The 12,259-nt window shown below is 71.4% G+C and carries 12 protein-coding genes, 3 tRNA genes and 1 pseudogene; 14 read left to right on the top strand and 2 right to left on the bottom strand.

The features are described 5' to 3' along the window. Positions 1 to 148: 148 nt before the first annotated feature. The 7 genes from AB0C16_RS13180 to AB0C16_RS13150 all read left to right on the top strand — a co-directional run bounded on the left by AB0C16_RS13180 (position 149) and on the right by AB0C16_RS13150 (position 3,223). The gene (locus AB0C16_RS13180) at positions 149 to 892 is read left to right on the top strand and encodes an SDR family oxidoreductase (protein WP_357682098.1); all 744 of its coding nucleotides are present in this window, start codon (positions 149 to 151) and stop codon (positions 890 to 892) included. Positions 893 to 1,330: 438 nt separating this feature from the next. After that, a complete protein-coding gene (locus tag AB0C16_RS13175; RefSeq protein WP_357682096.1) occupies positions 1,331 to 1,801 on the top strand; it encodes a hypothetical protein in 471 nt (156 codons plus the stop codon). A 32-nt stretch (positions 1,802 to 1,833) separates the two neighbouring features. After that, positions 1,834 to 1,905, top strand: a tRNA-Gly gene (locus AB0C16_RS13170). Positions 1,906 to 1,920: 15 nt separating this feature from the next. Further along, positions 1,921 to 1,991, top strand: a tRNA-Cys gene (locus tag AB0C16_RS13165). Between the two features lie 4 nt (positions 1,992 to 1,995). Then, positions 1,996 to 2,070, top strand: a tRNA-Val gene (locus tag AB0C16_RS13160). A 161-nt stretch (positions 2,071 to 2,231) separates the two neighbouring features. After that, complete coding sequence (locus AB0C16_RS13155) at positions 2,232 to 2,648, top strand: hypothetical protein (RefSeq protein WP_357682094.1); 417 nt, start codon at positions 2,232 to 2,234, stop codon at positions 2,646 to 2,648. Next, entirely contained in the window at positions 2,648 to 3,223 is a 576-nt protein-coding gene (locus AB0C16_RS13150; protein ID WP_357682092.1) for an RNA 2'-phosphotransferase, read from the top strand. The genes AB0C16_RS13155 and AB0C16_RS13150 overlap by 1 nt, the downstream gene beginning before the upstream one ends. 190 nt (positions 3,224 to 3,413) lie before the next feature. Here AB0C16_RS13150 and AB0C16_RS13145 read toward each other — a convergent pair whose 3' ends face one another. Next, the gene (locus tag AB0C16_RS13145) at positions 3,414 to 4,313 is read right to left on the bottom strand and encodes a LacI family DNA-binding transcriptional regulator (RefSeq protein WP_357682410.1); all 900 of its coding nucleotides are present in this window, start codon (positions 4,311 to 4,313) and stop codon (positions 3,414 to 3,416) included. Then, positions 4,290 to 4,409: pseudogene (locus AB0C16_RS13140) on the bottom strand (LacI family DNA-binding transcriptional regulator); the annotation flags it as partial. The pseudogene AB0C16_RS13140 and the gene AB0C16_RS13145, both read right to left, overlap by 24 nt. A 38-nt stretch (positions 4,410 to 4,447) precedes the next feature. Here AB0C16_RS13140 and AB0C16_RS13135 point away from each other — a divergent pair. The 7 genes from AB0C16_RS13135 (at position 4,448) to AB0C16_RS13105 (ending at position 12,234) form a co-directional block, all read left to right on the top strand. Next, positions 4,448 to 5,545 (top strand): transketolase C-terminal domain-containing protein, encoded by a 1,098-nt coding sequence (locus AB0C16_RS13135; protein ID WP_357682408.1) that lies wholly within the window; start codon positions 4,448 to 4,450, stop codon positions 5,543 to 5,545. A 19-nt stretch (positions 5,546 to 5,564) separates the two neighbouring features. Beyond that, on the top strand, positions 5,565 to 6,914 hold the full coding sequence (locus tag AB0C16_RS13130) for a 2-oxo acid dehydrogenase subunit E2 (RefSeq protein WP_357682090.1): 1,350 nt from the start codon (positions 5,565 to 5,567) through the stop codon (positions 6,912 to 6,914). A gap of 101 nt (positions 6,915 to 7,015) precedes the next feature. Beyond that, the gene (locus AB0C16_RS13125) at positions 7,016 to 8,512 is read left to right on the top strand and encodes an alkaline phosphatase PhoX (protein WP_357682088.1); all 1,497 of its coding nucleotides are present in this window, start codon (positions 7,016 to 7,018) and stop codon (positions 8,510 to 8,512) included. 139 nt (positions 8,513 to 8,651) lie between these two features. After that, complete coding sequence (locus AB0C16_RS13120) at positions 8,652 to 9,539, top strand: D-alanyl-D-alanine carboxypeptidase family protein (protein ID WP_357682086.1); 888 nt, start codon at positions 8,652 to 8,654, stop codon at positions 9,537 to 9,539. Positions 9,540 to 9,650: 111 nt separating this feature from the next. Continuing rightward, positions 9,651 to 10,301, top strand: a complete 651-nt coding sequence (locus AB0C16_RS13115; RefSeq protein ID WP_357682084.1) for an NAD(P)H-binding protein — start codon at positions 9,651 to 9,653, stop codon at positions 10,299 to 10,301. Between the two features lie 131 nt (positions 10,302 to 10,432). Next, on the top strand, positions 10,433 to 11,524 hold the full coding sequence (locus AB0C16_RS13110; RefSeq protein ID WP_357682406.1) for an LLM class flavin-dependent oxidoreductase: 1,092 nt from the start codon (positions 10,433 to 10,435) through the stop codon (positions 11,522 to 11,524). A gap of 83 nt (positions 11,525 to 11,607) precedes the next feature. After that, positions 11,608 to 12,234: an FMN reductase gene (locus AB0C16_RS13105; RefSeq protein WP_357682082.1), complete on the top strand. Its 627-nt coding sequence runs from the start codon at positions 11,608 to 11,610 to the stop codon at positions 12,232 to 12,234. Positions 12,235 to 12,259: the final 25 nt, after the last annotated feature.

The following is a 12,259-nucleotide window of genomic DNA, read 5'->3' as shown; positions in this document are numbered from 1 at the left end:
GGCCCGCCCCGGATCTCCGGCCCCCGGCCACGCCGGACGAACGGCCCGGCGGGCTCCTCGGTGTGGCCGGGGATCCGGCACCTCCTCGCGGGGAGCTCAGGCATTAGGCTCCGAGGGGCGACAGGGCGATCGAGCGGGAGTTCTTCCGATGGCAGCAGCAGACGGCGTGGCGCTGGTGACCGGCGCGTCCCGCGGCTTAGGTGCCGTGATCGCGCGGCGGCTGGCCGCCGACGGATGGGCGGTGGCGGTCAACTACCACTCCGACGCCGAAGGGGCCCGCCGGGTGGTGACGGAGATCCGCGACGTCGGCGGCACCGCCGAGGCGTTCGGCGCCGACGTCACCGACGAGGCCGCGACGGCCGAGTTGGTCGCGCAGGTGGCCGACCGGCTCGGCCCGGTGAAGGCGCTGGTGCTCAACGCGACCGGCCCGCAGCCGGCCATCGCCGTCGAGGACCTCACCTGGGAGGCGCACCTCGACCAGCTGCGCTTCTTCGTCAAGAGCCCCACGCTGCTCGTGCGGGCCGTCCTGCCCGGGATGAAGGCCCTCGGCGGCGGCCGGGTGATCCAGATCGGCTCCGACATCGTCGACCGCCTCGTGCCCGGCATGTCGGCCTACGTCGCGGCGAAGGCGGCGCAGTTCGGGCTGACCCGGTCGTGGTCGCGCGAGCTCGGACCCCACGGCGTCACGGTCAACCTCGTCGCGCCCGGCTGGATCCCGGTCGAACGGCACGCCGACGCCGGCCGGGACGAGCTCGACGCCTACCGGGCCGAGGTGCCGCTGCGCCGGATGGGCACGCCCGACGACATCGCGGCCACCGTGTCGTTCGTCGCCTCCGACGCGGCCGCCTTCATCACCGGCGAACGCATCACCGTCAACGGCGGCCACAGCTAGATTTCTTCTAGATTTCGTCGTGCCTTCTCGTGCCTCACGAAATGGCCTTGGAGCTCAGCCTGCCGACATTGGTGGATGGGCCCCACAGCGCATGCGGGCTTCATCCGGCCACTGCCGGCGCACGAGTCGCGCCAGCACCCGCTTCGCGTCGGCGAGCTGGGATGGCAGGGCGACAGCGTGCCGAGACCGCCACCACCACGCCGCCGAGCCGACCACCAAGGGGGCGGCTGTGAGAGGAATCGATATCAGTTGAGCGACGTTAGCTGCCGTCTGCTCCCCAGGGGCGGTCGGCAGCGCTGCTCGCTTGCGCGAGGATCCGCTCGTGAAACTCGGTTCGTCAGCGATTCGTGCTCGTTGAGCGACCTCCGGGCCCGGGCGAGCCCCGAACACCGGCACATTTAGCCGCCGGCCCGAGCGATTCGCGGCCACGATCGCCCCATGACAGACAATCCCGCTCATCTCATCACCGAAGCGGTCGACCGATGCCTCGCGCTCGCCGCGACCTGGCCGGCCTGGGACGGCAGGCCGATCATGACCGACGGCGCCAACGTGTGGACCCCGTCGAAGGCGGCCCGCCGCATCCAGGACCACCTGGTCGACCACCTGGCCGAGGTGGAGGCGCTGCTCGCCGGCGCCGTCCCGCAGCCCGACGCCTGGCACGGCCGGATGGTGACGCTGGAGTCCGACTGGGCTCGGTTCACCGAACTCGACCTCGACGAGGCCCGCTCCCGCTGGACCAGGCTCGGCCAGGCGTACCTGAACCGCTACGCGACGGCGCCCGACGCGTGGGACGTGCCCCGCGATCCCAACTGGACCCTGCGCCAGATCGCCGAGCACGTCGCCGGGATCACCTGGTATGCCGAACAGGTCGGCGACCTCCGGTTTGGGGACTCGGCCAGGATTCGCTAGAGTTCTCTCGTCACCGCAATCGCGGCGGCGACGCGGAAGTGGCTCAGTGGTAGAGCATCACCTTGCCAAGGTGAGGGTCGCGGGTTCGAATCCCGTCTTCCGCTCTGAGCTTCCGGCACGGTGGAGTGGCCGAGAGGCGAGGCAGCGGCCTGCAAAGCCGTCTACACGGGTTCAAATCCCGTCTCCACCTCGAAGGACGATTAGCTCAGCGGGAGAGCGCTTCCCTGACACGGAAGAGGTCACTGGTTCAATCCCAGTATCGTCCACCATGTGTTTACGCAGGTCAGAGCACGTTTCTGGCCTGCGTTTCCGGTTTCCCGGCAGGAAGTCCGCCGCCACCGCCCCCGATCCCACCGGATGCCCCGGCTCCGCGCTCGTGATCGCTGCCGAGCCCGTAGCATTCGGCTGTCCGGACGAGGAAGGGACGCCGATGAGCGTGCAACTGGGCGTGTGGCCACAGGACGTGCCGCTCACCCTCCAAGCCCTGGCTCAGGACCTGGGCGCGGCGACGAGCGGCGAGCTGGTTCTCGGCTTCGGCCCGGACCTGGAGATGATCGAGAGCCCCGAGACCTCCTCTGAGGAGATCATGGAGCCGCACCCGGCGGTGGCGGGCTTCTACGCCGAGCTGACCGCGCGCCTCCCCGACCTGACCGAGGACAACTACCTCTGCTCCCCCTGGGCGGAACCACTGACCATCGGCAGGCACGCGGTGCTGATGAGCGTCGTCTTCTCCCGTGTCGCCGAGGTCTGCCGCCTGGTGACCGACCTGGCCGACCGGCACGACCTGCACTGCTTCGCCCCTCGCGACCTGCCACTTCGCCCGGCTGGGCCCGGGGCGGGGCCGTGATGGACGAGCGGCGGGTGGTGCGGGTGTCCAAATACCTGGCCAAGCACCTTCGGCACCAGCCGGAACGGATCGGCATCACCCTCGACGCGCACGGCTGGGTGGAGGTGGACGTGCTGCTGGAGGCCGCCGCGGCGCACGGCTTCCCGATCTCCCGCGCGGAGCTGGAGCGGGCCGTCGCCGACAACGACAAGCGCCGGTACGTGATGGAGGGCGGGCGGATCCGGGCCAGCCAGGGTCATTCGGTCCGCGTCGATCTGGACCTGCCGGTGACCGAGCCGCCGCCGGTCCTGTTCCACGGCACCGTGGCCCGGAACGTGGACTCGATCATGGCCGAGGGACTGCGGCCCATGAAGCGCCACCACGTGCACCTGTCCCCCGATCCGGAGACCGCGACCCGGGTGGGCGCCCGGCGCGGGGCGCCCGTCGTGCTCGTCGTCGACGCCGCGGCGATGCACGCCTCAGGACACCTGTTCCGGTGCAGCGCCAACGGTGTCTGGCTCGTCGACCACGTCCCGCCCGCTTTCCTGCGGGTGGCGGAGAGCCGGTTCGGGCCTCAGGGCCCCAGAAGTCAATAGTTCGGCCACAGGACTCCGGCAAGGGCTCTCCCGGACGAGAAGATCTGATCTCCCGGGGTTTCGGCCGTCTCATGGAAACGGCCGTTAATCGCCCGGTGTGGTCCCCGAGCGCGGCCAGGTAGCCGCCCATGTTGAGCCGGGAGTTCCCGTACGTGTCACCGTTGGCCACTTCCCGCGATCCCAGGTCGAGTCACCCGCGTGGGGGCGCCGTGGAGCCGCGGACGACCAGGGTGACGGGCAGCAGCGTGGAACGGGCGGGGCGGTCGGGCTCGCCGATGCAGTCGAGGAGCATGCGGGCGGCCTCGGCTCCGAGCTCGTGGTGCGGCACCGCGACCGTCGTCAGGGGCGGGCGCAGCTTGTCGAGGAACGGCATGTCGTTGAAGCCGATGACGCTCATGTCGCCCGGGCAGGACAGGCCGCGCTCGGCGAAGACGTCGTAGCAGCCGAGCGCGATGAGGTCGTTGCCGGCGACGACGGCGGTGCAGCCGGGATCGCGGTCGAGGAGGCGGCGCATGGCGGCGGCGCCGTCGTCCTCGTTCCAGTGCGCGCACTCGACCGTGAGCGTGGGGTCGTCCTCCAGCCCGTGGTCGCGTACGGCGTGCCGGAAGGCCCGCGCGCGGGCCAGGCCGGTGGAGGTGTTCAGCGGGCCGGCCAGGTGGGCGATCCTGGTGTGGCCGAGCTCGGCCAGGTGCCGCACGGCCAGCGTGACGCCGGTGACGTCGTCGCCGGTGACGGCGGGGATGTGCAGGTCGGCGACCTGCCGGTTGACCAGCACCATGGTGACCCCCTGCTCCTGCAGGTGCTGGAGCAGCGGGTGGTCGAGCCGGGCGGTGGCGATGATGAGCCCCTCGACCTGGCGCGACCGCAGCGACTCGATCTTGACGCGTTCGCGTTCGGGGTCGTTGTCGGTGTTGACGATCCAGACGTTGTAGCCGTCGGACTCGAGGACGCTCTCCACGCCGCGGACGATCGGCGGGAACAGCGGGTTGGTCAGGTCGGGGATGACCAGGCCGACGGTGCTCGACCGGGACGTCTTCAGGCTGCGCGCGATGGGGTTGGGCTGGTAGCCGAGCGCCTCGGCCGCCCGCATCACGCGCCGGGCGGTCTCGGCGCTGATCTGCTGCCGGGTCTTGGGGTTGAGCGCCCGCGACGCGGTGGCGGTGTGCACGCCCGCCGCCTGGGCGACGTCGCGGAGCGTGGGGGCCGAGGAGTGTTGGGCGCCGGATCAGGGCCGCCGAATGGCCGGACCCGGCCTTCGCGAACGTCGGCGTCCGGGGCGACCTCGGCGAGTTCGCGGACGCGCGCGTCACCGACCGCGACACGTTCGCCGGGGCGCTCGCCGAGACGAGGTTCATCGACGCCGTCGCCCGGGTGATGGCCCGCCGGATGGAGACCGACGCCTCGATCGTGGTGATGGGCGAGGACGTGCACCGGCTGGGCGGCGGCACCAACGGCGCGACGAAAGGGCTCAAGGAAGCCTTCCCCGACCGCGTCCTCGGCACCCCGATCAGCGAGAACGCCTTCGCCGGGCTGGGTGGCGGCATCGCGCTCGACGGCCGCTTCACGCCCGTGGTCGAGTTCATGTACGCCGACTTCATGTGGGTCGCGGCCGACCAGCTGTTCAACCAGATCGGCAAGGCCCGGCACATGTTCGGCGGCGACGACGCGGTGCCGCTGGTGCTGCGCAGCAAGGTCGCCATGGGCACCGGCTACGGCTCGCAGCACTCCATGGACCCCGCCGGGATCTTCGCCACCTCCCCCGGCTGGCGCGTCGTCGCGCCCTCGACGCCGTTCGACTACGTGGGGCTGATGAACAGCGCGCTGCGCTGCCAGGACCCGGTCGTCGTGCTGGAGCACGTCGACCTCTACTCCTCGACCGGGGAGGGGCCGGTCGACGACCTCGACTACTGCCTCCCGGTCGGCAGGGCCGCCGTCCGCCGCGCCGGATCGCGGCTCACCGTCATCTCCTACCTGGCGATGACGTCGTACGTCCTCGAGGCGGTCGAGTCACTCGGCGACGTCGACGCCGAGGTGATCGACCTGCGCTGGCTCGACCGGGCGAGCATCGACTGGGACACGATCGGCACCAGCGTCAGGAAGACGAACAACGTGCTCATCGCCGAGCAGGGGGCGCTCGGCACGTCCTACGGCGGCTGGCTGGCCGACGAGATCCAGCGCCGTTTCTTCGACTGGCTGGACCAGCCCGTGCAGCGGGTGACCGGCGGCGAGGCCTCCCCCAGCATCAGCAAGGTCCTCGAACGCGCCGCCATCGCCAAGAGCGAGGAAGTCGCCGCCAAGCTCACCGAGATGACGGGATACTGACGTGGCCAGGCTCCTGCGCATGCCCGAAGTGGCCGCCAACGCGGTCGAGGCCGTCCTCCAGGGCTGGCCCGTCGCCGAGCGCTCCCCGTTCGCCACCGGCGACGTGATCGCCACCATCGAGACCGAGAAGGCCGTGGTCGACGTCGAGGCCGACGCCGAAGGCGTCCTGCTGCGCGCCCTCGTCCCCGAAGGGGCCACCGTCCCCGTCGGCGCCCCCATCGCCCTCCTCGCCGACCCGGGCGAATCCGTCCCGGACATCGACGCCGTCCTCGCCTCCCTCGACGTGACCGGCTCACCGGCCACACCCGGAGGCGCGCCCGGACCGGCCGGCGTTCCCGGAGGGGCGGCGGGCGGGGCGACCCGGTCCGGCGATCGGGCTCTCGGGCGCGTCTTCTCCAGCCCGCTGGCCCGGCGCCTGGCCAAGGAGGCGCGGCTGCCTCTGGAGGAGATCTCCGGCACGGGCCCGAACGGACGGATCATCCGCAGGGACGTCGAAGCCGCGATCCAGCGCCACACGAGCGCCCCCACCGCGCCACGCCCTCCGGCGCCGCACCCGGCGGAATCCGGACCACACCAGGTGCGAGCCGCGCATGTACCGGCGCGAGCACAGGGACGCGCTCCGGCCGGAGACCCTTCGCCCCCGGCGGCGGCGAGCGGCACGACCCTGTCGGCTCAGGGGCGGGTCGAGGCGCACACCGACATCCCGCACACGCGGGCGCGCCGGGCGATCGCGGCGCGGCTGACGGGGAGCAAGCGGGACACGCCGCACTTCTACCTGCGCGGCACGGCGCACGCCGGCAGACTGCTGAAGCTCCGCCGGGAGCTCAACGACGGCGGCGCCACGGTCAAGATCTCGGTCAACGATCTGGTGGTCAAGGCGGCGGCCAGGGCGCACGTGCTCGTCCCGGCCATGAACGTCATCTGGACCCCCGAGGCCACCAGGAGGTTCGAGTCGGTGGACGTGGCGGTGGCGATCGCCACGGAGCGGGGGCTCGTGACCCCCGTGCTCAGGTCGGCCGAGCGGGCGACGCTCACTTCGCTGGCCGCCGCGGTGAAGGACTTCGCGGAACGCGCCAGGGCCGGCCGGTTGCGGCAGGAGGAACTGGAGGGCGGCACACTCACCGTGACGAACCTGGGCATGTACGGCACCGAGGAGTTCGCGGCGATCATCAACCCGCCACAGTCGGCGATCCTCGCGGTCGGGGCGGTCCGGGAGGAGCCGGTGGTCAGGAAGGGCAAGGTACGGGCCGGGGCGGTGATGCGGGTGACGCTCTCGGTGGACCATCGCCCGATCGACGGCACCGTGGCCGCCGAGTGGATGAGGGCGTTCCTCGACCTGCTGGAGCACCCCGTTCGGATCCTGGTCTGACACGCAGCGTGTCTGGGCCTCCTTGGCGAGAGTCAGTGCGTCTACGCTGGCGGGTGCTCCCGGCGTCCCCCTGGAGCATCCTCCGTCCCGAGGAGAGACAGATGAGCGCGCTCGATCGCCGGACCTTCCTCGGCCGTGGCCTCGCCACCGCGGGTGGCGCGCTGGCCGCCGGCATCGCCGTCGACACCCTGGGCGCACACGCCGCCTGGGCCGAGACCGGCCGGAGCATGCCGGATCCGCGCGATGTGGGTTACGGTCCGTTGCGCCGCACCCGTTCGCGGAACACCGGCGAGGAGCTGCTGGCGCTGCCCGCCGGCTTCTCGTACGTGGTGCTGGGCCAGACCGGGACCCCGATGTCCGACGGCGTCGCGACGCCGATCGCGCACGACGGCATGGCCGCGTTCCCCGGCACCCGCCGGGGCACCGTGCGGCTGATCCGCAACCACGAGGTGCGCACCGCGCCGGGCTCGCCGGTGGGCCGCGTGCACGTGCCCGGTTCGGCGAGGTATGACGAGCTGGGCGTGGGCGGCACCACCACGCTGGAGGTGGACCCGCGCACCGGCGAGGTGGTGCGGCACTTCGTCAGCCTGAACGGCACCATCGTCAACTGCGCGGGCGGCCGGATGCTGCACGAGCGCGGCTGGCTGACCTGCGAGGAGACGACGGCGGGGCCGGCGCAGGGCTGGCAGCGCAAGCACGGCTACATCTTCGAGGTGCCGCTGAACGGCCCGGCGCCCGGCAGCCCGGCCGCCTCGATGCCGCTCACCGCGATGGGCCGCTTCTCGCACGAGGCCGTCGCGGTCGACCCGCGCACCGGCTACGTGTACGAGACGGAGGACGACTCGGGCAAGCCCGACGGGTTCTACCGGTTCCGGCCCAGGGATCCGCGGAACCTGGCGGCCGGCGGCGTGCTGGAGATGCTCAAGATCGAGGGCGTCGACGGCTACGACTGCCGTGAGGGCCAGCGGATGGGCGCCCGGCTGCCGGTCGAGTGGGTGACGATCGACGATCCGGATCCCGACCTGGAGAACGGCGCCCCGACCTGCACCCAGCAGGGCCTGGCCAAGGGCGGCGCCAAGTTCAACCGCCTGGAGGGCTGCTGGTACGGCGACGGCAGCGTGTTCTTCAACTCGACCAGCGGCGGAGACGCCAAGAACGGCGACGCGCCCGGGGCCGACGGCTACCGGGAGGGCTACGGCCAGGTCTGGCGGTACGTGCCCGGCCGCCGCCATGAGGGCACGCTGGTGCTGGTGTACGAGTCGCCGGGGCGCAAGGAGCTCGACTCGCCCGACAATCTCACGTTCACTCCGCGCGGCGGCATCGTGCTGTGCGAGGACGACGCGTCCTCGGCCGACGCCGACCCGCATCCGCTGGCTCCGGGCCTGACCAACGTCAACCGGCTGATCGGGCTGGATCCGCGCGGCGGGCAGCCGTTCGAGCTGGCGGTGAACATCGTCGACGACAGCGAGTTCGCCGGCGCCTGTTTCAGCCCCGACGGTGCCACGCTGTTCGCCAACCAGCTGGGCAGCACCACCGAGCCGGACCCGCCCGGCCGCACCTACGCCATCCGGGGTCCCTGGTCACGCGGGCCACTCTGAGCGGCTCTTACCAGCTCTGAGCAGTAAAGATTTACCTTGCCCGGATTCGCCGGTCCCACAGGTGGTTTCGGCATTCCCATCAGACAAAACGAATAATTCAGTCAAAACACATCTAAAGTTTCGGGGCATTCTGTGTCGCATGCGTAACCGGAAAGCCCGCCTGACCCTCTGCGTAGGCGCCATCGCCGTGGCCGCCGGGTTCGCGACGCCCGCGCACGCGCAACCCACCGGCCCGGCGACCGCGCTCGCCACCGTCCAGGCGCCCGCCGACACCACCCCCGCCGTGTACGGCCGCGCCGCCTACCTGCTCGACGCCTCCACGGGCAAGGCGCTGCTCGGCAGGAACGCCGACACGCGCATGCCGATCGCCAGCCTGACCAAGACGATGACCGCCTACGTCGTGCTCCAGTCCGCCAAGCCGACGGACATGGTGGAGATCACGCCCGAGGACGTGCGCTACGCCGTGAACGGCGGCGGCACCAGCGCCTACCTGCGCGCCGGTGACAGGCTCCCCGTCAAGGAACTGCTGTACGGGCTCATGCTGCCCTCGGGCGCCGACGCCGCCCACGCGCTGGCCCGCGCCTACGGCCCCGGCGTCCCCGGGTTCGTGGCCAAGATGAACGACACCGCCCGCCGCCTCGGCATGACCGACACCGAGTACGTCAACGCCGACGGCCTGCCCATGCCCGGCGGCGACGGCCACTCCACGGCGAGGGACCAGGCCCTGCTGGGCGTGAAGGCCCTGGAGAACCCGCTGCTGAAGCAGGTCACCGCCACCCGCCGGCACACCGTGGAACAGACCGCCGACCACCGCTCCTACACCTGGACCAACACCAACAAGCTGCTCGGCGCACCCGGAGCCCTCGGCCTGAAGACCGGGTTCACCCGCGCCGCGGGGTTCAGCCTGGCCTTCGCCGGCGAGCGCGACGGCCGACTGCTGGTCGGCGTGCTGCTCGGCGAGACCGTATCCAGCCGGCGCTTCGACACCGCCAGGACGCTGCTGGAGTGGGGCGCGCGCCAGGCGTGAGGCCCTACCGCGCCGGCCGCTCCATACCGTGCGGCCCACTGCGGGTGGAAGATCGACGGACTCTCCGAGAAGTCATCGCCGCCTAGCATGGCCACCAGGAACGGAGCCGCCATGAGAGTGATCATCTTCGGCGCGACCGGCATGGTCGGCCAGGGTGTGCTGCGCGAATGCCTGGCCGACGACCGGGTCGAGGCCGTGCTGACGGTCGGCCGCACGCCCACCGGGCAGCGGCACCCCAAGCTCCGCGAGATCACCCACGGCGACCTGCTCGACCTGGGACCGATCGAGGGCGAGCTGGCCGGCCACGACGCCTGCTTCTTCTGCCTCGGCGTCTCCTCGGCCGGCATGAGCGAGCAGGACTACCGCCGGGTGACCTACGACTTCACGCTGGCGGCCGGCACCACACTGGCCCGGCTCAGCCCCGGCTCCACCTTCGTCTACGTGTCGGGGGCGGGCACCGACGCGCAGGGGCGCACGATGTGGGCCCGGGTCAAGGGCGCGACCGAGAACGCCCTGCTGGCCCTGCCGCTGGAGGCCTACATGTTCCGCCCCGGCTACATCCAGCCGCTGCACGGCATCACATCGAGGACGCGGTGGTATCGCCTGGCCTACGTGGTGACGGTCCCGTTCTACCCGCTGCTGCGGCGCCTCCTCCCTTCGGCCGTCACCACCACGGAGCAGATCGGGAAAGCCATGATCACCGTCGCCGAGCGCGGCGCCCCCAAACGCGTCCTCGGCCCCGCCGACATCAACGCCCTCTGACCCGCATCCCCCCGCCGCCACCCGGCAGGGTGCGAGGAGGCGGGAGGGCACACCATGATTGTGGAATAACCGGGCGCGCTACCGCGCTGAGAGGATTGTCAAAAGTTCAACAGTCAAGGGCGGTGACTATAGTGCAGTTCGGGATCTTCAGCGTGGGTGACGTGACCACGGACCCCACCACCGGCAGGACGCCGACCGAGCACGAGCGCATCAAGGCCATGGTGGCCATCGCGCTCAAGGCGGAGGAGGTCGGGCTCGACGTGTTCGCGACCGGCGAGCACCACAACCCGCCGTTCGTGCCCTCCTCCCCCACGACCATGCTGGGCTTCATCGCGGCCAGGACCGAGCGCATCACGCTCTCCACGGCCACGACGCTGATCACCACCAACGACCCGGTGAAGATCGCCGAGGACTTCGCGATGCTGCAGCACCTGGCCGACGGCCGGGTGGACCTCATGCTCGGCCGGGGCAACACCGGGCCCGTCTACCCGTGGTTCGGGCAGGACATCCGGCAGGGAATCCCGCTGGCCGTCGAGAACTACGCGTTGCTGCACAAGCTGTGGCGCGAGGACGTCGTCGACTGGCAGGGCCGCTTCCGCACGCCGTTGCAAGGCTTCACCTCCACGCCGCGCCCGCTCGACGGGGTGCCGCCGTTCGTGTGGCACGGCTCCATCCGCAGCCCCGAGATCGCCGAGCAGGCCGCCTACTACGGTGACGGCTTCTTCGCCAACAACATCTTCTGGCCGAAGGAGCACTTCGTCCGCCTGATCACCCTCTACCGCCAGCGCTACGCGCACTACGGCCACGGCACGCCCGAGCAGGCCGTCGTCGGGCTCGGCGGGCAGGTGTTCATGCGCAAGAACTCCCAGGACGCGGTCCGCGAGTTCCGTCCCTACTTCGACAACGCCCCGGTCTACGGCCACGGCCCGTCGCTGGAGGAGTTCACCGAGGAGACGCCGCTCACGGTCGGCAGCCCGCAGCAGGTCATCGACCGGACGCTCACGTTCCGCGAGTCGTTCGGCGACTACCAGCGCCAGCTGTTCCTGATGGACCACGCCGGGCTTCCGCTGAAGACCGTCCTGGAGCAGCTCGACATCCTCGGCGAGGAGGTCGTACCCGTGCTGCGCAGGGAGTTCGCCGCCGGCCGGCCCGCCGAGGTGCCGGACGGCCCGACCCACGCGTCCCTCCTGGCGGCCCGCGCCTCCCAGCCCGTCGTCGCCTGACCCGTCCCCAGCCGGCAGGACCGATCCGGTCGAACCGATCCGGTCGAACCGATCCGGTCGAACCGATCCGAAGGAGATCATCCATGAAGCTCGTCGTCGTCACGGCGGGACTGACCCAGCCGTCCTCGACCCGCCTGCTCGCCGACCGCCTCGCGGAGGCGACCGCGCGGCGGCTCGAGGAGGCGGGCGGCGCCGTCGAGGTGCGCGTGATCGAGCTGCGCGACCTGGCCGGCGAGATCGCCAACAACTTCGTGACCGGGTTCGCGGGCGCTCGGCTGCGCGACGCCATCGACGCGGTGACCTCGGCCGACGGCCTCATCGCGGTCACACCGATCTTCACCGCCTCCTACAGCGGCCTGTTCAAGTCGTTCTTCGATGTCATCGGCAACGACGCGCTGGTCGGCAAGCCGGTGCTGATCGCCGCGACCGGAGGCACCGCCCGCCACTCGCTCGCGCTGGAGCACGCGCTGCGACCGCTCTTCGCCTACCTGCGCGCCATCGTGCTGCCCACCGCCGTCTACGCGGCCTCCGAGGACTGGGGCGGAGGCGGCGACGACTTCACGGACGTCCTGTCGGACCGCATCGCCCGCGCCGCCGGCGAGCTGGCCGACCTGCTGGCACACCGGCACCCCACCCCCGCCCAGGACACGCCCGAGCCGTTCGAGGACGTCGTGCCGTTCGAGCAGCAACTCGCCGCCCTGCGGCCCTGATCGGCGAGACCGCCGCGTGGCGGTC

This window comes from Nonomuraea sp. NPDC048916 (assembly GCF_040649575.1).
Lineage (GTDB): Bacteria > Actinomycetota > Actinomycetes > Streptosporangiales > Streptosporangiaceae > Nonomuraea.
The sequence above is the reverse complement of the archived record's forward strand: the minus strand, read 5'-3'. Positions and strand labels throughout refer to the sequence as shown.